The following is an 18,867-nucleotide window of genomic DNA, read 5'->3' on the forward strand; positions in this document are numbered from 1 at the left end:
GCCGACTCACTTCACTGCCGTACGGCTGCGGTTCAGTCCTTGATCTCGCAGATGGCGGCGCCGGAGGTGAGGGAGGCGCCGACCTCGGCGGTCAGGCCCTTGATGGTGCCCGCCTTGTGGGCGTTGAGGGGCTGTTCCATCTTCATGGCCTCCAGGACGACGACCAGGTCGCCCTCCTTGACCTGCTGGCCTTCCTCGACGGCGATCTTGACGATGGTGCCCTGCATGGGGGAGGTCAGGGTGTCGCCGGAGGCGACGGGCCCGGACTTCTTCGCCACGCGCCGCTTGGGCTTGGCCCCGGCCGCGAGCCCGGTGCGGGCCAGGCTCATGCCCAGGCTGGAGGGCAGGGAGACCTCCAGGCGCTTGCCGCCGACCTCGACCACGACCGTCTCACGGGCCGCATCCTCGTCGGCCTCGGCGTCGGCGGGGGCGGTGAAGGGCTTGATGTCGTTGACGAACTCGGTCTCGATCCACCGGGTGTGGACCGTGAACGGTTCGTTGGAGCCGGTGAGTTCGGGGGCGAAGGCGGGGTCGGTGACGACCTTGCGGTGGAAGGGGATCGCGGTGGCCATGCCCTCGACGCGGAACTCCTCCAGGGCGCGGGCGGCCCGCTGGAGGGCTTCCTTGCGGGTGCGGCCGGTGACGATCAGCTTGGCCAGCAGGGAGTCCCAGGCCGGGCCGATCACACTGCCGGCCTCCACGCCCGCGTCCAGGCGGACGCCGGGGCCGGAGGGGGCTTCGAAGGTGGTGACGGTGCCGGGGGCGGGCAGGAAGTTACGGCCCGGGTCCTCACCGTTGATACGGAACTCGAAGGAGTGACCGCGCAGCACCGGGTCGTCGTAGCCGAGGGGTTCGCCGTCGGCGATGCGGAACATCTCCCGGACCAGGTCGATGCCGGCGACTTCCTCGGTGACCGGGTGCTCGACCTGCAGGCGGGTGTTGACCTCCAGGAAGGAGATCGTGCCGTCCTGCCCGACCAGGAACTCACACGTGCCCGCGCCCTCGTACCCGGCCTCCTTCAGGATGGCCTTCGACGCCCGGTACAGCTCCGCCATCTGCTCCTCGGACAGGAACGGTGCGGGAGCCTCCTCGACCAGTTTCTGGTGACGGCGCTGCAGGGAGCAGTCGCGGGTGGAGACCACGACGACGTTGCCGTGCTTGTCGGCCAGGCACTGCGTCTCCACATGCCGCGGCCGGTCGAGGTAGCGCTCGACGAAGCACTCGCCACGGCCGAACGCGGCGACGGCCTCACGCACGGCGGACTCGTACAGCTCGGGGACCTCTTCGAGGGTGCGGGCGACCTTCAGACCGCGCCCGCCGCCGCCGAACGCGGCCTTGATCGCGATCGGCAGACCGTGCTCCTCGGCGAAAGCCACGACCTCCTCCGCACCACTCACCGGGTCCGGCGTACCCGCCACCAGCGGGGCGCCGGCGCGCTGGGCGATGTGGCGGGCGGCGACCTTGTCACCCAGGTCCCGGATCGCCTGCGGCGGCGGGCCGATCCAGATCAGGCCCGCGTCGAGAACGGCCTGGGCGAACTCGGCGTTCTCGGACAGGAAGCCGTAGCCGGGGTGGATCGCGTCCGCGCCGGACTCGCGGGCGGCGTTCAGGATCTTGTCGATGACGAGATAGCTGGTGGCCGGGGTGTCACCGCCCAGGGCGAACGCCTCATCCGCGGCGCGGACATGCAGAGCGTCCCGGTCCGGGTCGGCGTAGACGGCCACGCTCGCGATCCCGGCGTCCCGGCAGGCCCGGGCCACGCGGACAGCGATTTCGCCACGGTTGGCGATGAGCACCTTGCGCACGATTGAGGCTCCCTCCTTGAAACAAGCCGAGTTTAGGGACTGCCGACACGGCACTTCGACCCGTCCCCAATGGTGAGCTTGCCCACACGGAGCGTGATCCGAGGCGCGCTCGACCAGAGAAAGCCCATGTCGCACCGGGGTACGCAGGACTCCTGGGGAAAACCCTAGCCCCGCCGTGTGGTCAAGGTCTCTGTGCGGGCGTGCTGCGGCCCACTCTGTTTCTTTGTCGAGTCCCTACGAATGGCCCAATGATTCTTTGCTTCCGTCGCAACCCTTGTCCCCTGGTTTACCCGTTAGTAGCGTTCCCGGTGTCTCGGACGTACCTGGGGTAACAGGCTGTCGGCGTGAGAGTGGGTGGGGCCCGGTGGTGCGCAGACCGGTGGCGTGGGTCGTGGCGGTCGTCCTCCTCGTGGAGGCGCTGGGCGTCGTGGCGGTGAACTGGCTGCTCGGCGTCGTCGTCGACCGGCAGAAGATGTCCCTGGCCGGTCTCGACCCCGATGTCATGGCGACGTCTTCGAAGATCGGCGGAGTCGTCTTCGGGCTCTACTTCGCGCTGTGCGCGCTGGTGGCCGTGCTCGTCGCGGTACGCGACCGCGCCCCGGCCGGATTCGGCCGAGTGGTGCTGATCAGCGCGGCCGTGGTGCACGCCCTGCTCGGCGCGTTCGCCTGGGGACTGTTCGGCGTGGCGGCGTTCGTGTTCATGGTCGCCGTCCTCGGGCTGATCGTGCTGCTCCTGATGACGTACGACCGCGCGGCCGGCCCGCAGGGCGCGGTCCCCGGCGGCACGCCCGGGCAGGGGGCCGGGCCGGCGGCGGGGCCGGAGCCGGGTGCGGAACCCGTCGACGGGGACGCGCCGACGGGCCGTACGGGCGAACCCCGGGACGGTGACGAGGAACCCCGGGACTCCGTGCCGTCCCAGGGCTCCGCGCACGCCCGGGTCAGTGCTCCGGTGCCCACAACTCCGTGATGCCGACGCCCAGTTCCGCCAGGAGCCGGCGGACCAGGGGCAGGCTGAGACCGATCACGTTGCCGTGGTCGCCGTCGATGCCCTCGATGAACGGCGCCGAACGGCCGTCCAGGGTGAAGGCGCCGGCCACGTGGAGGGGCTCACCGGAGGCCACGTAGGCGGCGATCTCGGCGTCGCTGGGTTCACCGAACCGGACGACGGTGGAGGCGGTCGCCGACACGTACCGCTTGGCCTCCGTGTCCCACACGCAGTGCCCCGTCTGGAGCACCCCCGCCCGTCCGCGCATGTCCTTCCAGCGGGCGGTGGCCTCCTCGGCGTCGGCCGGCTTGCCGAGCGCCCTGCCGTCCAGCTCCAGCACCGAGTCGCAGCCGATCACCAGGGCACCCTGCACCTCGGGGCGTGCCGCGACCACCGACGCCTTCGCCTCGGCCAGGGCGAGCGCCAGCTCCGCCGGGGTGGGCGCGGTGACGGCGTCCTCGTCGACGCCGCTCACGATGACCTCGGGGTCGAATCCGGCCTGCCGGAGCAGGCCCAGCCGGGCGGGGGACTGGGAGGCGAGCACGAGTCGCCTGCGGCGATTGGCAGTCATGCGGTCAGGTTAGCCACGGCGTGCCGGGCGGCTCACCTCAGGCCGATCACGATCATCGCCAGGACCATGGCCAGCGCCATGAGGAGACCGAGCCGCCGGAGCATGTTCTGCGCCTCGCGCAGTTCCTCGGGCGGCTCGTTCTCCGGATCTGACCACAGCATGTCCCCAGCGTGCGGCCGGACCGGGTGCCGGTGCCTGAGTAGGCGTACTCAATTCGGCACCCGGGGTTCCGGTCGGCGGGCGGTCAGCTCCGGCCCGGCCAGTAGGTGCGGGACCACGACGCCGGGCCCGGCGCCGGGACGTGCCGGGCGGCGAGACGGGCCGGGTCGGACCACGCGTCCCTCGGGCCTCCCGCGCCGGACGGCGCGGTGGCCGCCGCCGCGGCGCGGGCGCGGACCACCGCCAGGGCGGCGGCCAGTTCCTCCGGGGTCGGGTTGCCTCGTACGACCTTGATGTTCATGACCGCTCCCAGGGTCGGCGGGGCCTACAGGGGGATGTTGCCGTGCTTCTTCGGAGGGAGGGATTCCCGCTTGGTGCGCAGTTGACGCAGGCCGCGGACGATGTGCGCGCGGGTGTCGGACGGCATGATCACCGCGTCGACGTAACCGCGCTCGGCCGCGACGTAGGGGTTGAGGAGGGTGTCCTCGTACTCCTGGATCAGACGGGCCCGGGTGGCCTCGGCGTCGTCCGCCTCGGCGATGGTGCGGCGGTGCAGGATGTTGACCGCGCCCTGGGCGCCCATGACGGCGATCTGGGCGGTGGGCCACGCCAGGTTGAGGTCGGCGCCCAGGTGCTTGGAGCCCATGACGTCGTAGGCGCCGCCGAAGGCCTTGCGGGTGATGACGGTGATCAGCGGGACGGTGGCCTCGGCGTAGGCGTAGATCAGCTTGGCGCCGCGCCGGATGATGCCCTCGTGTTCCTGGCCGACACCGGGCAGGAAGCCGGGGACGTCCACGAAGGTCAGCACCGGGATGTTGAAGGCGTCGCAGGTGCGTACGAAGCGGGCGGCCTTCTCGGAGGCGGCGATGTCCAGGCAGCCGGCGAACTGCATCGGCTGGTTGGCGACGACGCCGACCGGGTGGCCCTCGACCCGGCCGAACCCGGTGAGGATGTTCGGCGCGAACAGGGCCTGGGTCTCGAAGAACTCGCCGTCGTCCAGGACGTGCTCGATCACCGTGTGCATGTCGTAGGGCTGGTTGGCGCTGTCGGGGACGAGCGCATCCAGCTCGCGGTCCTCGTCGGTGACGGCGAGGTCCGCCTCCTCGGGGAAGACCGGGGGCTCGGAGAGGTTGTTGGACGGCAGGTACGACAGCAGCTGCTTGACGTACTCGACGGCGTCCTTCTCGTCGCCGGCCATGTGGTGGGCCACGCCCGAGGCGGTGTTGTGGGTGCGGGCGCCGCCCAGCTCCTCGAAGCCGACGTCCTCGCCGGTGACGGTCTTGATGACGTCCGGGCCGGTGATGAACATGTGCGAGGTCTGGTCGACCATGACGGTGAAGTCCGTGATGGCCGGGGAGTAGACCGCGCCGCCCGCGCAGGGGCCGACGACCAGGCTGATCTGCGGGATGACACCGGAGGCGTGGGTGTTGCGGCGGAAGATCTCGCCGTACGCGCCGAGGGAGGCGACGCCTTCCTGGATGCGGGCGCCGCCGGAGTCGTTGATGCCGATGACGGGGCAGCCGGTCTTCAGGGCGAAGTCCATCACCTTGACGATCTTCTGGCCGTAGACCTCGCCGAGGGCGCCGCCGAAGACCGTGAAGTCCTGGGAGAAGACGGCGACCGGGCGGCCGTCGACCGTGCCGTAGCCGGTGACCACGCCGTCGCCGTAGGGGCGGTTGCGGTCCAGGCCGAAGTTCGTGGAGCGGTGCCGGGCGAACTCGTCCAGCTCGACGAACGAGCCCTCGTCCAGCAGCAGCTCGATCCGCTCACGGGCCGTCAGCTTGCCCTTCGCGTGCTGCTTTTCCACGGCGCGTTCCGAACCGGCGTGCGTCGCCTCGTGGATGCGCCGCTGGAGATCCGCGAGCTTCCCCGCGGTCGTGTGAATGTCGATCCCTTGGATCTCGTGACGCTCTTCCGGCTCGGACATCGGGATGCGGCTCCCTGCCTGCTCAAAAGGGGGGACGGTTACTCATTCGTAGAGTAGTGGTGGCGCTACCGATCAGCAGTGCGTCGTTTACCACACCTAGGGTGGCTTGCATGACGCCGCAGAATCCATCAGACGACAGCCGCTGGTCCGACCTCGAACGCCCGCCCCTGAACGCCACCGCGCTGCGACGCGGGCTGGTCCGGGACGGGGGCCTGTACCGCGACATCGAGGTGGTGCCGCGGACCGGCTCCACCAACTCCGACCTCGTGGCGCGGGCCGCCGCCGGGGGCATCGAGGAGGGGGCGGTGCTCGTCGCGGAGGAGCAGACGGCCGCCCGGGGGCGGCTGGACCGGCGGTGGAGCGCGCCGCCGCGGTCCGGGCTGTTCTTCTCCGTGCTGCTCAAGCCCCGTGAGGTGCCGGTGGCACGGTGGGGATGGCTGCCGCTGCTGACCGGGGTCGCGGTGGCGACGGGGCTGGCGCGGGCGGCGGGCGTCGACACGGCGCTCAAATGGCCGAACGACCTGCTGGTCACCGTCGGCGGGGAGGAGCGCAAGGCCGGGGGGATCCTCGCGGAGCGGGCCGGGGACGACGGGGTCGTCATCGGCGTCGGCATCAACGTCAGCCTGCGGGCCGACGAGCTGCCGGTTCCGCAGGCGGGGTCGCTGGCGCTGGCCGGGGCGGCGGGGACGGACCGGGATCCGCTGCTGCGGGCGGTGCTGCGGGCGCTGGAGGACTGGTACGGGCGGTGGCGGGCGGCGGGGGGTGATCCCTCGGTGTGCGGGTTGCAGGAGACGTACACGGCGGGGTGCGCCACGCTCGGCCGGACGGTGCGGGCGGAGTTGCCCGGGGACCGTTCGGTGGTGGGGGAGGCCGTGGCGCTGGACGGGGACGGGCGGTTGGTCATCGCCACGGGGGAAGGGGTGCAGAAGCCGGTGGGGGCGGGGGACATCGTTCATCTGCGCCCCGCGTGACCCCTGCGGGGGGGGGGCTTGGCCGGGGGGCTTGGTGGTGGTGTGGCGCGGTGGCAGGGTGCGGGTTGTGTGTGGGATGCCTGCGGCGCCATGCCTGCGGCGCCATGCCTGCGGCGCCTGTGCCGGTGCGTTGTGGTCCCCTCGCGTGGTGCCTCGGGTGCGGGTGGGGGGCGGATGCCTGCGGCGCCATGCCTGCGGCGCCTGTGCCGGTGCGTTGTGGTCCCCTCGGGTGCGGGTGCGGGTGCGGGTGCGGGTGCGGGTGCCTGCGGCGCCTGTGCGGGTGTGTGGGGGTGCGCGTCGCGCCCAGGGTGCGTGGGGGAGTCGGGGCCGCGCCGGGGGGTGTCCGTCCTCGGAACGGCGCGGAATCGGTTGGCCGTAGAAGTTCTCGTGTTGACGCGCCAACCGCTGCGGGCGGACACCCCCCGACACGTCCCCTTCCCGCCGTGTGCGGCCGCCCCGCCGTCTCACCTCTCGACCAACGGCAACCCTGGTGCCCCAGGGGTGTCGGGGCGTGGCCCCCGCGGTCTCGGCACTGGTGCCGGCTGGTGTGACCGGTGCCGGGGAGGGTCCCCACGGCCCAACCCGACGGAGTGAGCTGGCGCACACCTGCCGTAGAGTTGAGGCCGGTCGATACCTGACCGCGGCAGATCGGAAGGGCAGCAGGCGTGACCGTCGACGACACGGGCTCCGGCGCTGGCGGGGACGGCCGGGTGGATCCCCACGCCCCCGACAACGGCGAGGACCCGCTGGCCCTGCGGCTCGAGCAGCTCATCCTGGGTGCCGAGCGCCGTTACACCCCGTTCCAGGCGGCCCGTAGCGCCGGTGTCTCCATGGAGCTGGCGTCCCGGTTCTGGCGGGCCATGGGGTTCGCGGACATAGGGCAGGCCAAGGCCCTCACCGAGGCCGATGTGCTGGCCCTGCGGCGGCTCGCCGGTCTGGTGGAGGCGGGGCTGCTCAGCGAGGCCATGGCGGTGCAGGTGGCCCGGTCCACCGGGCAGACCACGGCCCGGCTGGCCGAGTGGCAGATCGACTCGTTCCTGGAGGGGCTGACCGAGCCCCCGGAGCCGGGCATGACCCGCACCGAGGTGACGTACCCGCTGGTCGAGCTGCTGCTGCCGGAGCTGGAGGAGTTCCTGGTCTACGTCTGGCGCCGCCAGCTCGCCGCCGCGACCGGCCGGGTCGTGCAGGCCGCCGACGACGAGGAGATGGTCGACCGCCGGCTCGCCGTCGGCTTCGCCGACCTCGTCGGTTTCACCCGGCTCACCCGCCGGATGGAGGAAGAGGAGCTGGGCGAGCTGGTCGAGGCCTTCGAGACCACCGCCGCCGACCTGGTGGCCGCCCGCGGCGGCCGGCTGATCAAGACCCTCGGTGACGAGGTGCTGTACGCGGCGGACGACGCCGGTGTGGCCGCGGACATCGCGCTGCGCCTGGTGGAGACGCTGGCGAACGACGAGACGATGCCCGAGCTGCGGGTCGGCATGGCCTTCGGCACGGTGACCACCCGGATGGGTGATGTGTTCGGTACGACGGTCAACCTCGCCTCCCGGCTGACCTCGATAGCGCCCCGGGACGCCGTCCTGGTGGACAGCGCCTTCGCCGAGGAACTGATCCGCACCGGCGAGGCGCCCGTCTCCGAGGCAGAGGCCGCGGCGGCCGAGAAGGAGGGCGAGGAGACGCCGTCGTACCGCTTCGCCCTCCAGCCGATGTGGCAGCGGCCGGTGCGCGGGCTCGGCGTCGTCGAGCCGTGGCTGCTCACCCGTCGCGACGGTCAGTCCTCCTAGCCGCGCTCACCGGTCACCCATCCAGTACGTCCACAGGCGTATCCCGGTCGGGCCGGGCGGGATGTCACTCGAACGGGCGTTGCCTCCCCGGTCTTTTCCCGGGTCGGGTACGGCTGCGATGATCGAACCCACAGTGTGTTAACCCACGTTAACCGGAGGGTGTCATGAGCGAGGAGCGGTACGGGGAGTTCGTGCTGGTGCGGCGGCACGGGCACGTCGCGGAGCTGGTGCTGGACCGGCCCAAGGCGATGAACGCCGTCTCCACGGAGATGGCCCGCTCCCTCGCGGGCGCGTGCGCCGCGCTCGCCGGTGACCCCGCCGCCCGGGTGGTCGTGCTGACCTCCTCGCACGAACGGGCGTTCTGTGTCGGGGCGGATCTGAAGGAGCGGAACTCCTTCACCGACGCCGACCTGGTCAGGCAGCGGCCGGTGGCGCGGGCGGCGTACACCGGGGTGCTGGAGCTGCCGATGCCGACGATCGCCGCGGTGCACGGCTTCGCGCTGGGCGGCGGTTTCGAACTGGCCCTCTCCTGCGATCTGATCGTGGCCGACCGTACGGCCGTGGTGGGGCTGCCGGAGGTGTCCGTGGGTGTCATCCCGGGCGGCGGCGGTACGCAGCTGCTGCCCCGGCGGGTCGGGGCCGCGCGGGCCGCCGAGCTGATCTTCTCGGCCCGGCGGGTGGCGGCGGAGGAGGCCCTTCGGCTGGGGCTGGTGGACCAGCTGGCGGAGGAGGGCCGGGACCGCGAGGAGGCGCTGGCGCTCGGGGAGCGGATCGCCGGGAACTCGCCGGTGGGGCTGCGGGCCGCCAAGCGGGCGCTGCGGCTCGGGCACGGGCTGGATCTGCGGGCCGGCCTGGAGGTCGAGGACGCGGCATGGCGCTCGGTGGCCTTCTCGGGCGACCGCGCGGAGGGCGTGGCCGCCTTCAACGAGAAGCGCAAGCCGGAGTGGCCGGGGGAGTAAGGGGGGCGGGCGGCGGTGGTCCGGGTGGGCTTCGGCCGGCTCATTGCCGGGCAGTGGTGGTCCGGGTGCGCGCCCGGCCGGCTCGTCGTCGGCCACCTGATCGCCGCATCGATGTCCCTTGTGTCCGTATTACTCCCTAACCTGGAGTAATGGGTGAGGACAAGCGGCTCGCCGCGGTCGTGGCGCTGGCTCAGGGCATGGCGGCGGCGCACACCCCTCGCGAGTGCTGGCAGGCCGCCGCCCTCGGCGCCTGTCACGCGCTGGACGGCAACTTCGCCGCGCTGTCGGTCTGGGAGCGCGAGCTGGGCCGGCTCCGGGTCCTCGTGAACGTGGGGGACCGGGCCGCGGACGAGGAGGAGTTCCCGGAGGCCGAGACCTATCCGGTGCACCAGTTCCCGGAGATCACCGAGTTCCTGCACGAGCGGTGGGCCGGTGGCGGAGGGCCCAACGCCTGGGTGGAGACCGTCGGGGGCGCCGCCGAGGGCAGCGCCGGGTACCTCCACCAGCGGGTCTCGGCCCTGCGCCGGCGGGGGCGCGGGTGCTGTGTCGTCGCCCCCGTCGTGCTGCACGGCCGGGCCTGGGGCGAGCTGTATGTGGCCCGCGCGGCCGGCGCGCCCGTGTTCGCGCGGGCCGACTCCGACTTCGCCACCGTGCTCGCCGCCGTCGTGGCCGCCGGTATCGCGCAGACCGAGCGGCTGGAGGAGGCCCGCCGGCTCGCGTTCACCGACGCCCTCACCGGCCTGGCCAACCGCCGGGCCGTGGACGTGTGCCTGGAGGAGGCCGTCGAGCGGCACCGCGCGGAGGGTGCGGTGGTCAGCCTGGTCGTCTGTGACCTCAACGGGCTCAAGCGGGTCAACGACACCCTCGGGCACGCCGTCGGCGACCGGCTCCTGGAGCGTTTCGGCTCGGTGCTGTCGCTGTGCGGGGCGATGGTGCCGGGCGCGCTGGTCGCGCGGCTCGGCGGGGACGAGTTCTGTCTGGTCGCGGTGGGGCCGTCCGCCGACGACGTGGTGAAGGCGGCGGACGAGCTGTGCCGCCGGGCCGGGGAGCTGGAGCCGGGGGAGGGGGTGGCGTGCGGGGTCGCCTCGACCGCGGAGGCGATCGGTGAGGTGCGCGACGCCCGGCGGCTGTTCCGGCTCGCGGACGCCGCCCAGTACCGGGCCAAGGCGCTGCGCCTGGACCGGCCGGTGGTGGCCGGCCGGGAGGGGCCCGGCGATCCGGTCGTCCGGCTGGCCGACGAGCCGCCGCCCTCGCGCGCCGAGCGGCGCCGGTTCCGTGGGCGCCGGCCGTGACCGAGCACCACTGGTGAGGCGAAACCCACACGCTGAGGTAAGGGGTGACTCCGGTGCCCACTAGTGACACCATCGCATTCAATGCGTACGCTCCTGAATATGGATATGCACACTGTGGTGGTGGGGACGTCCGGGGTCACGGCGTCCGACGTTCTCGCCGTGGCGCGCGGCGGTGCCCGCATCGAGCTGTCGGCGGAGGCGGTGGCGGCCCTCGCGGCGGCCCGGGAGATCGTGGACGCGCTGGCGGCCAAGCCCGACCCGGTCTACGGCGTCTCCACCGGCTTCGGCGCCCTGGCGACCCGGCACATCAGCCCGGAGCTGCGCGCCCAGTTGCAGCGCAACATCGTCCGCTCGCACGCCGCCGGCATGGGCCCCCGGGTGGAGCGTGAGGTCGTACGGGCCCTGATGTTCCTGCGGCTGAAGACCGTCTGCTCCGGGCACACCGGGGTGCGGCCCGAGGTCGCGCAGACCATGGCCGACGTGCTGAACGCCGGGATCACCCCGGTCGTGCACGAGTACGGCTCCCTGGGCTGCTCCGGCGACCTGGCCCCGCTGTCCCACTGCGCGCTCACCCTCATGGGCGAAGGCGAGGCGGAGGGCCCCGACGGGCGCGTCCGGCCCGCGGGCGAGCTGCTCGCCGAGCACGGGATCCGGCCCGTCGAGCTGCGCGAGAAGGAGGGCCTCGCCCTGCTCAACGGCACCGACGGCATGCTCGGCATGCTGATCATGGCCCTCGCCGACCTGGACACCCTCTACAAGTCCGCCGACGTCACCGCCGCCCTCACCCTGGAGGCACTGCTCGGCAGCGACAAGGTCCTCGCACCCGAGCTGCACGCCATCCGCCCGCACCCCGGGCAGGGCGCCAGCGCCGCCAACATGCTCGCCGTGCTGAAGGGCTCGGGGCTCACCGGGCACCACCAGGACGACGCCCCGCGCGTCCAGGACGCCTACTCCGTGCGCTGCGCCCCGCAGGTCGCCGGCGCCGGACGCGACACGATGGCGCACGCCCGCCTGGTCGCCGACCGGGAGCTGGCCTCGGCCGTGGACAACCCGGTGGTGCTGCCCGACGGCCGCGTGGAGTCCAACGGCAACTTCCACGGCGCGCCCGTGGCCTATGTGCTGGACTTCCTCGCCATCGCCGCCGCCGACCTCGGCTCCATCGCCGAGCGCCGCACCGACCGGCTGCTGGACAAGAACCGCAGCCACGGCCTGCCGCCGTTCCTCGCCGACGACGCCGGCGTGGACTCCGGGCTGATGATCGCCCAGTACACGCAGGCCGCGCTGGTCAGCGAGCTGAAGCGGCTCGCCGTACCGGCCTCGGCGGACTCCATCCCGTCCTCCGCCATGCAGGAGGACCACGTCTCCATGGGCTGGTCGGCCGCGCGCAAGCTGCGCACCGCCGTGGACAACCTCACCCGGGTCATCGCCATCGAGCTGTACGCGGCCACCCGCGCCATCGAACTGCGCGAGGGACTCACCCCGGCGCCCGCCACGCAGGCCGTGATCGACGCCGTGCGCGCCGCGGGCGTGGAAGGGCCGGGCCCGGACCGGTTCCTGGCGCCCGACCTGGCCGCCGCCGACGCCTTCGTGCGCGGCGGCGAGCTGCTGGCGGCCGTGGAGAAGGTCACCGGCCCGCTCCAGTGACCGGCGGCGGGGCCCCGGCCGGGGCCCCGCCACATGGGTGACGTTCCGTCACGTGAGCTTGGCGGCCTGCGCCTTCACGACCGGAGCGGAGACCGTGTAGGGCTTCTTGTTCATCATCGCGCCGATGTTGACCGTGGTGTACACCGCGAGGGTCCTGCCGTGCCGCACCACCTCGGAGTGCAGCGGCAGGGCGCCGTCCTCGCCGTCCTCGTCGGTCGCGGTGAAGGCGACCGACGCGTCACCCGTGCCGGAGGACTTCTCCTCGGCGACCTTGGTGAACTTGCCCTTCTCACCGTCCTGTTCGCCGGAGAACCCGCCCGCGCACGCCTTGACCGCGTCCTGGAGCGAGGCCAGGGCCCGCTCGGCGCCGTCCCCGTCGTACGAGGCCAGGGTGACCACGGTGACGTCCAGGTCCATGGCCTTGCTGAACTCGTCCTTGAGGGCGCCCTCGGTCAGGTCCTCCGGGGAGCTGGGCTTGGCCGTGGGGGCCTTGTTCTCCTGCGTGGCCATGCGGCTGGTGTTCGCCGCCGGGGCGCCCGGCGCGATGCCGGTGAAGGCATGGAGCACCGGCTCGCACTTGGCGTCGGCGGCATTGACCTTGGAGCGGTCCGGGACGCCGCCCTCGACCGGCCCGACCTCGTGCCCGGGCACGTCACCCTTGGTGATGATCAGCTTCTGCAGTTCCGCCGCGCTCAGCGTCTTCGCGGCCGGCTTCGCGGCGTCCTTGCCCGAGGTGTTCCCCGAGCCCTTCGACTTGTCGTCGCCACAACCCGTGACGAGGGCGAGCGACAGCACGCTCACAGCTGCGGTGGCGCACAGCCGCACGCCCGGTGATCTCTTCATGGGCGAACTATGTGCGTGCTGTCAAGACTTAGTCAAGACACATCAAAAACCCATGCGCTCGCGACGCACCGAATACACCACGAAACCGGCGCCCACCGCGAGGAACAGGCTCCCGCCGATGACGTACGGGGTGGTGTCGAAGCCACCGGTGTCGGCCAGTTCGGCCTCCTCGGCCGCCCGGCCCGTGCCCGTGGCCGGCGCCGACACCGTTCTGACCTGCGCGACCTGTGTGACCTCTGTGACCCGGGTGGGCGTCGAGGAGGTCGCCGTCTCTCTCGCCGGGGCGTTCTGCGAGGCGTTCGCGGACGGGACGAACCACAGTGCGCACAGGAGGGTGCCCGCGGCGGTGGCGGTCAGCAACGGGCGGCGAGCGTAGGACACGGAATATCGATCCCCTTGTGACGCTGGCGAATTGGCCGTGTGGGGCGATGTTAGTGAAAGGCGCGGGTCACAGGAAAGTCACGGGAGGTTTCGGCCGTACGCTCCCGTCATGAGCACAGAAGAGACATCACGGTTTGTGCGGCTTCGGGTGGAGCTGGTGCTGGAGGTGCGCGACGAGGACGAGGTGGCCAAGGCCGCGCTGCGCCGCCTCGCCGGGGACACCGGGCTGCCGGAGGCGGAGCGGGCGCACGCCGAGTCCGCTGTGACGGAAGACACCGCGGAGGCCCTGGCCTATCTCGTGGATCCGTTCGACCTGGTCAGCGAGGTGCCCGGGGTGGAACTCCAACAGGCGTCCTGGTCCAGCGAGCGCGTCGACTACGACCCCGATTCGCCCGAGTGGGACCTGGACGAGGATGATGGGGAGGACGACGAGGAAGAGGACGGCATCGGCTGAGCGTCCCGGGGCACCCAGGGCCCCGGACGGCACCCGCCGTCCGGGGCTTTCGTCGTCCAGGGGACGTACGGACCGGTGTCCGGCCCCACCCGTGACGAAGGAGCGCGCCACGGACGTGGGATGCCCCACAGATCCACGGGGCGGGAACGGGACGAACCGGCCGTAGCGTTGATGGTTCTTGACGGGGGACTCTCGGGGTTTACGCGACTCGGCAATGATGGAGAAGCTTGTGATGACGGACAGTAAGCGGCGCGGACGCCTGGCGGCCGCTTCCGCTCTGCTCGGCGGTGTGCTCGTGCTCACGGCGTGTTCCGGCGGCGACGCCGACGCCTCCGGCAGCGGCAACGGCGACACCTCGCAGGCCAGCGTCGACGAGGCGGCGGCCAAGAAGTCCTCCGAGGCGCAGATCACGATCACGCCGAAGGACGGCTCCGCCAACGCGTCGATCAACAACTCCGCCGCCGTCACGGTGAGCAAGGGCACGCTCACCGGCGTCACCATGACCACCCAGGACGGCAAGCCCGTCGCCGGGCAGCTGTCCGCCGACAACAAGAGCTGGAAGCCCAGCACCCCGCTGGAGCGCTCCACCACCTACAAGGTCGCCGCGGAGGCCAAGGACTCCGAGGGCCGCATAGCCCACGAGAACGCCTCCTTCACCACGGTCTCCCCGGCCAACAGCTTCATCGGCACCTTCACCCCGGACAACGGCTCCACGGTCGGCGTGGGCATGCCCGTGTCGATCAACTTCGACAAGGCGATCACCGACAAGGCGGCCGTGCAGAAGGGCATCACGGTCAGCTCCAGCAGCGGCCAGGAGGTCGCCTGTCACTGGTTCAACGCCAACCGCATGGACTGCCGGCCCGAGGACTACTGGAAGGAAGGCTCCACCGTCACCCTGAAGCTGGCGCTCGACGGCGTCCAGGGCGCGAGCGGTGTCTACGGCGTCCAGCAGAAGACGGTCACCTTCCACATCGGCCGCAACCAGGTCTCCTACGTCGACGCGCAGACCAAGCAGATGAAGGTCACGCAGGACGGCAAGGTCGTCAAGACCATCCCGATCTCCGCCGGCTCCCCCGACAACAAGACGTACGAGGGGCAGATGGTGGTCTCGGAGAAGTTCAAGCAGACCCGCATGAACGGCGCCACGGTCGGCTTCACCGACGACGACGGCAAGGGCGAGTACGACATCAAGGACGTGCCGCACGCCATGCGCCTGACCACCTCGGGCACCTTCATCCACGGCAACTACTGGGGCGCGCCGTCGGTGTTCGGCAGCGCGAACACCAGCCACGGCTGTGTCGGTCTGCGGGACGCGAAGGGCGCCAACGACCCGAGCACGCCGGCGGCCTGGTTCTACAACAACACGCTGATCGGTGACGTCGTGGTCGTCCAGAACACCGGCGACAAGACGGTCTCGCCGGACAACGGCCTCAACGGCTGGAACATGGACTGGGCGCAGTGGAAGGCCGGTTCGGCCGTCTGACGCTCCGTCATCACCTCGTGCGATGCCGCCCCTCCGGGGGCGGCATCGTTCGTTGGCGGCGCATAACACCCTTTGGTTCCAAGGGACTTCGCGGTTGTGTAACGGTGTCCCGGACGGCACGTAACAGTTTCCTGTCGTGCTTTCTCACCGTTCTCTCATCTATTGAGTGCCTGATCGCCTCCCGGAATACTTCGATGCCCGGGAGGCCGACGCGCACCTGTGCGAGTCCGCCCCCGGCCGGGTGAACGGGGAATTCGCCCGGTACCTCATCTCCAGGGGGAGAACTTGCGCGTACAAGTGAAGAGAGCGGCTGCGGCCACCGTGGCAACGGCCGCAGCGGTCGCCCTCGCAGCGGGAATGACCAGCCCCGCGTCGGCGAAGCCCGCCCGCCCCTCCGCGGGCGCCTCCGCGCTCACCGCCAGACACCACGTCACCCTGATCACCGGTGACCGCGTCGCCCTCGACGCCAAGGGCCGGGTCGTCGGCCTGGAGCGGGCCAAGGGCCGCGAGCACATACCCTTCAAGGTCCGCAGGGCCGCCGGGCGCACCCTGGTGATCCCCGCGGACGCGGCCCGCCTGGTGGCCTCCGGCACGCTGGACCAGCGACTGTTCGACGTCACCGAGCTGGACAAGGCCGCCACCCGCAAGGCCCAGAAGAACGGCCTGAAGGTCATCGTCGGCTACCGCGGCAGCGCGGGCGCCGCCAAGGCCGGGGTCCGCGACGCGGGCACCCTGCGCCGCAGCCTGACCGCCCTCAACGCGGACGCCGTGCAGATCCCGGCCGGGGACACCGCCGGGCTGTGGGACGCCGTCACCGACGGCGACAAGACGGCCTCCGGCATCGCGCACGTCTGGCTCGACGGCGTCCGCGAGGCCAGCCTCGACAAGTCCGTGCCGCAGATCGGCGCCCCCACCGCGTGGAAGGCCGGTTACACCGGCAAGGGCGTCAAGGTCGCCGTCCTGGACACCGGCGTGGACACCCGGCACGTGGACCTGAAGGACCAGGTGATCGCCTCCCGGAACTTCACCACCGCCGCCGACGCCACCGACCACTTCGGCCACGGCACGCACGTCGCCTCCATCGTGGCGGGCACCGGCGCCAAGTCGGGCGGCAAGTACAAGGGTGTGGCCCCGGACGCCAAGCTCCTCAACGGCAAGGTCCTGGACGACAGCGGCTTCGGCGACGACTCCGGCATCCTCGCCGGCATGGAGTGGGCGGCCGGCCAGGGCGCCGACGTCGTCAACCTCAGCCTCGGCGGCTACGACACCCCCGGGATCGACCCGCTCGAGGCCGAGGTCAACAAGCTCTCCGCCGAGAAGGGCGTCCTGTTCGCGATCGCCGCGGGCAACGACGGCCCCCAGTCGGTCGGTTCGCCGGGCAGCGCGGACGCCGCGCTCACCGTCGGCGCCGTCGACGACAAGGACCGGCTGGCGGACTTCTCCTCCACCGGCCCGCGCGTCGGTGACGGCGCCATCAAGCCGGACGTCACCGCGCCGGGCGTCGACATCACCGCCGCCGCGGCCGCCGGCAGCGTCATCGACGAGGAGGTCGGCCAGAAGCCCGAGGGCTACCTCACGATCTCCGGCACCTCCATGGCCACCCCGCATGTCGCGGGTGCCGCGGCCATCCTGAAGCAGCGGCACCCCGACTGGGGCTACGCCGAGCTGAAGGGCGCCCTGACCGGCTCCACCAAGGGCGGCAAGTACACCGCCTTCGAGCAGGGCTCGGGCCGTATCCAGGTCGACAAGGCCCTCGACCAGTCGGTCGTCGCCGAACCGGTCTCGCTGAACTTCGGTGTGCAGCAGTGGCCGCACACCGACGACACCCCCGTCACCAAGAAGCTGACGTACCGCAACCTCGGCGACAAGGACGTCACGCTCACCCTGGCGAGCACCGCCACCGGCCCCAAGGGCGCGGCGGCCCCGGCCGGCTTCTTCACGCTCGGCGCGAACCAGGTCACCGTCCCGGCGCACGGCACGGCCGCGGTCGACCTCACCGTGGACACCAAGCTCGGCGGCACCGTCGACGGCGCCTACTCCGCGTACGTCACGGCGACGGGCGACGGCCAGACCGTCCGCACGGCCGCCGCGGTGCAGCGCGAGGTGGAGACCTACGACGTCACGCTGAAGTTCATCGGCCGTGACGGCAAGCCGGCCCCGTACTACGAGGCCGACCTCACCGGTGTGGCGGGCCTGGCGGTCGGCACCTGGGTGAACCCGTACGACAAGTCCGGCACGGTGAAGGTGCGCGCGCCCAAGGGCACGTACATCCTCGACACCGCCGTCTACGGCGACCCGGAGAAGCCCGCCAAGGGCATCGACTGGCTCGTGCAGCCGAAGCTGACCGTCGACAAGAAGCAGACGATCACCCTCGACGCGCGCAAGGCCAAGCCGGTGGACATCACCGTCCCCGGCTCGGGTCTGAAGCCCGCGTTCGCCGCGCCGGGCTTCGGCATCACGGTCGGTGACAGCGAGTACCTCTACACGAGGTTCCTGGGCTCGTACAAGAACTTCCGCTCCGCCCACCTCGGCCCGCAGCTGCCCGCCGGCTCGCTGACCCAGCAGTGGGACGCCCACTGGACCAAGGGCGCGACCGAGGAGTACGACGTCACCTCAGGCGGCCCGGTCAAGCAGCTCGCCACCGGCTACACCCGGCACTACAAGGCCGGCGACCTCGCCACGGTGAAGGTCCGGATGGGCGCGGCGGCCCGTGGCAAGACGGGCACCGTCGACGCCCTCGGCTGGCTGCCCGGCAGCTCCGGCGCCACCACCATGAGCGTCCCGCAGAACCTGCCCGGCACCCGCACCCTGCACCTGTCCACCACGGGCGGTGTGCGCTGGGGGCTGGAGTTCGGCCAGCACAGCGGGGACGACTACGACGCCGGCTACTCGCTCGGCGAGTCCGCCTTCAAGGGCGGCAAGACCTACACCAAGACGGTCAACACCGCCGTCTTCGGCCCGCACCTGACCAAGGACACGGGTCTCTTCCGGGAGGGCGACGAGATCTTCGGCGCGCTGCCGCTGTTCGCCGACTCGGCCGGGCACGCCGGGTACTCGAGCTTCGCCTCGGCGACCACCACCCTGTACCGCAACGGCACCAAGGTCGGCACCAACAAGGACCCGCTGTTCGGCGGCGAGACCTTCAAGGTCCCGGCTGGTGACGCGGCGTACCGGCTGACCACCTCGGTCACGCGGAAGGCCACGGTGTCCGAGGCCTCCACCCGGATCGACGCGGCCTGGACCTTCCGCTCCAAGAAGCCGTCCGGCGACATGGTCCAGCTGCCCGCCTCCACCCTGCGCTTCGGTGCCACCACCGGCCTGGACAGCCGGGTCGCGGCGGGCAAGAAGGTCACCTTCCCGGTCACCGTGGAGGGCGCCGCCGCCGGCCGCAACCTGAAGTCCCTCGCCGTCTACGTCTCCTACGACGGCAAGAACTTCAAGAAGACCGACGTCAGGAACGGCAAGATCACCGTGAAGAACCCGGCCAGGAACAAGGCCGTCTCGTTCCGCGCCAAGATCACCGACAAGAAGGGCAACACGTCGGAGATCACGATCTACAACGCGTACTTCGGCAAGTGATCCCTCGCTAGCCGACCGTCCGCACGAGCGGCC

General features: G+C 71.6%; 16 protein-coding genes. 9 read left to right on the forward strand and 7 right to left on the reverse strand.

Going from position 1 to position 18,867, the window contains the following annotated elements:
- Nucleotides 1-32: 32 nt before the first annotated feature.
- A complete protein-coding gene (locus tag HB370_RS25080; RefSeq protein WP_167513021.1) occupies nt 33-1,805 on the reverse strand; it encodes a biotin carboxylase N-terminal domain-containing protein in 1,773 nt (590 codons plus the stop codon).
- 364 nt (nt 1,806-2,169) lie between these two features.
- Here HB370_RS25080 and HB370_RS25085 point away from each other — a divergent pair, with 364 nt between their 5' ends.
- Nucleotides 2,170-2,772, forward strand: coding sequence for a hypothetical protein (locus tag HB370_RS25085; protein WP_244405632.1), 603 nt, complete (start codon nt 2,170-2,172; stop codon nt 2,770-2,772).
- Here HB370_RS25085 and HB370_RS25090 read toward each other — a convergent pair.
- The 4 genes from HB370_RS25090 to HB370_RS25100 all read right to left on the reverse strand — a co-directional run bounded on the left by HB370_RS25090 (nt 2,744) and on the right by HB370_RS25100 (nt 5,447).
- On the reverse strand, nt 2,744-3,361 hold the full coding sequence (locus tag HB370_RS25090; protein ID WP_167513022.1) for a nucleoside triphosphate pyrophosphatase: 618 nt from the start codon (nt 3,359-3,361) through the stop codon (nt 2,744-2,746). The two genes, HB370_RS25085 and HB370_RS25090, sit on opposite strands and share 29 nt — an antisense overlap.
- Nucleotides 3,362-3,393: 32 nt before the next feature.
- Entirely contained in the window at nt 3,394-3,522 is a 129-nt protein-coding gene (locus HB370_RS42490) for a hypothetical protein (protein WP_267925621.1), read from the reverse strand.
- Nucleotides 3,523-3,605: 83 nt separating this feature from the next.
- Entirely contained in the window at nt 3,606-3,821 is a 216-nt protein-coding gene (locus HB370_RS25095; protein ID WP_030778607.1) for an acyl-CoA carboxylase epsilon subunit, read from the reverse strand.
- A gap of 24 nt (nt 3,822-3,845) precedes the next feature.
- Nucleotides 3,846-5,447, reverse strand: a complete 1,602-nt coding sequence (locus HB370_RS25100; protein ID WP_030778609.1) for an acyl-CoA carboxylase subunit beta — start codon at nt 5,445-5,447, stop codon at nt 3,846-3,848.
- A 110-nt stretch (nt 5,448-5,557) separates the two neighbouring features.
- On the opposite strand from HB370_RS25100, the gene HB370_RS25105 reads away from it, so the two are divergent.
- The 5 genes from HB370_RS25105 (at nt 5,558) to hutH (ending at nt 12,094) form a co-directional block, all read left to right on the forward strand.
- Nucleotides 5,558-6,418, forward strand: coding sequence for a biotin--[acetyl-CoA-carboxylase] ligase (locus HB370_RS25105; protein ID WP_030778612.1), 861 nt, complete (start codon nt 5,558-5,560; stop codon nt 6,416-6,418).
- 665 nt (nt 6,419-7,083) lie between these two features.
- Nucleotides 7,084-8,199, forward strand: coding sequence for an adenylate/guanylate cyclase domain-containing protein (locus HB370_RS25110; protein WP_030778614.1), 1,116 nt, complete (start codon nt 7,084-7,086; stop codon nt 8,197-8,199).
- A 164-nt stretch (nt 8,200-8,363) separates the two neighbouring features.
- On the forward strand, nt 8,364-9,158 hold the full coding sequence (locus HB370_RS25115) for an enoyl-CoA hydratase-related protein (protein ID WP_030778616.1): 795 nt from the start codon (nt 8,364-8,366) through the stop codon (nt 9,156-9,158).
- A 149-nt stretch (nt 9,159-9,307) separates the two neighbouring features.
- Complete coding sequence (locus HB370_RS25120) at nt 9,308-10,450, forward strand: GGDEF domain-containing protein (protein ID WP_030778618.1); 1,143 nt, start codon at nt 9,308-9,310, stop codon at nt 10,448-10,450.
- Between the two features lie 105 nt (nt 10,451-10,555).
- The gene (gene hutH, locus HB370_RS25125) at nt 10,556-12,094 is read left to right on the forward strand and encodes a histidine ammonia-lyase (protein WP_030778620.1); all 1,539 of its coding nucleotides are present in this window, start codon (nt 10,556-10,558) and stop codon (nt 12,092-12,094) included.
- A gap of 48 nt (nt 12,095-12,142) precedes the next feature.
- Here the strand turns inward: hutH and HB370_RS25130 are convergent, their stop codons facing one another.
- Together HB370_RS25130 and HB370_RS25135 are read right to left on the reverse strand one after the other, a co-directional pair.
- Nucleotides 12,143-12,937, reverse strand: coding sequence for a hypothetical protein (locus tag HB370_RS25130; protein WP_244405634.1), 795 nt, complete (start codon nt 12,935-12,937; stop codon nt 12,143-12,145).
- Nucleotides 12,938-12,979: 42 nt separating this feature from the next.
- A complete protein-coding gene (locus HB370_RS25135; RefSeq protein WP_030778625.1) occupies nt 12,980-13,318 on the reverse strand; it encodes an LAETG motif-containing sortase-dependent surface protein in 339 nt (112 codons plus the stop codon).
- Between the two features lie 109 nt (nt 13,319-13,427).
- On the opposite strand from HB370_RS25135, the gene HB370_RS25140 reads away from it, so the two are divergent.
- The 3 genes from HB370_RS25140 (at nt 13,428) to HB370_RS25155 (ending at nt 18,834) form a co-directional block, all read left to right on the forward strand.
- Nucleotides 13,428-13,772 (forward strand): hypothetical protein, encoded by a 345-nt coding sequence (locus tag HB370_RS25140; protein WP_208974438.1) that lies wholly within the window; start codon nt 13,428-13,430, stop codon nt 13,770-13,772.
- Nucleotides 13,773-14,004: 232 nt separating this feature from the next.
- Nucleotides 14,005-15,255 carry an Ig-like domain-containing protein gene (locus HB370_RS25145; protein WP_030778630.1) on the forward strand — a complete coding sequence of 417 codons (1,251 nt, stop codon included), beginning with the start codon at nt 14,005-14,007 and terminating at the stop codon, nt 15,253-15,255.
- Nucleotides 15,256-15,552: 297 nt separating this feature from the next.
- On the forward strand, nt 15,553-18,834 hold the full coding sequence (locus tag HB370_RS25155) for a S8 family serine peptidase (protein WP_030778632.1): 3,282 nt from the start codon (nt 15,553-15,555) through the stop codon (nt 18,832-18,834).
- Nucleotides 18,835-18,867 lie beyond the last annotated feature (33 nt).

It is taken from the genome of Streptomyces sp. DSM 40868, assembly GCF_011820545.1.
GTDB classification, from domain to species: Bacteria; Actinomycetota; Actinomycetes; order Streptomycetales; family Streptomycetaceae; genus Streptomyces; species Streptomyces eurythermus.

Excerpts from the sequence above, each read along its gene's own strand:
- HB370_RS25090 (WP_167513022.1), bottom strand. The coding sequence starts at position 3,361 with ATGACTGCCAATCGCCGCAGGCGACTCGTGCTCGCCTCCCAGTCCCCC.
- HB370_RS42490 (WP_267925621.1), bottom strand. The coding sequence starts at position 3,522 with ATGCTGTGGTCAGATCCGGAGAACGAGCCGCCCGAGGAACTGCGCGAG.
- HB370_RS25095 (WP_030778607.1), bottom strand. The coding sequence starts at position 3,821 with ATGAACATCAAGGTCGTACGAGGCAACCCGACCCCGGAGGAACTGGCC.
- HB370_RS25100 (WP_030778609.1), bottom strand. The coding sequence starts at position 5,447 with ATGTCCGAGCCGGAAGAGCGTCACGAGATCCAAGGGATCGACATTCAC.
- HB370_RS25105 (WP_030778612.1), top strand. The coding sequence starts at position 5,558 with ATGACGCCGCAGAATCCATCAGACGACAGCCGCTGGTCCGACCTCGAA.
- HB370_RS25115 (WP_030778616.1), top strand. The coding sequence starts at position 8,364 with ATGAGCGAGGAGCGGTACGGGGAGTTCGTGCTGGTGCGGCGGCACGGG.
- HB370_RS25120 (WP_030778618.1), top strand. The coding sequence starts at position 9,308 with ATGGGTGAGGACAAGCGGCTCGCCGCGGTCGTGGCGCTGGCTCAGGGC.
- hutH (WP_030778620.1), top strand. The coding sequence starts at position 10,556 with ATGCACACTGTGGTGGTGGGGACGTCCGGGGTCACGGCGTCCGACGTT.
- HB370_RS25130 (WP_244405634.1), bottom strand. The coding sequence starts at position 12,937 with ATGAAGAGATCACCGGGCGTGCGGCTGTGCGCCACCGCAGCTGTGAGC.
- HB370_RS25140 (WP_208974438.1), top strand. The coding sequence starts at position 13,428 with ATGAGCACAGAAGAGACATCACGGTTTGTGCGGCTTCGGGTGGAGCTG.
- HB370_RS25145 (WP_030778630.1), top strand. The coding sequence starts at position 14,005 with ATGACGGACAGTAAGCGGCGCGGACGCCTGGCGGCCGCTTCCGCTCTG.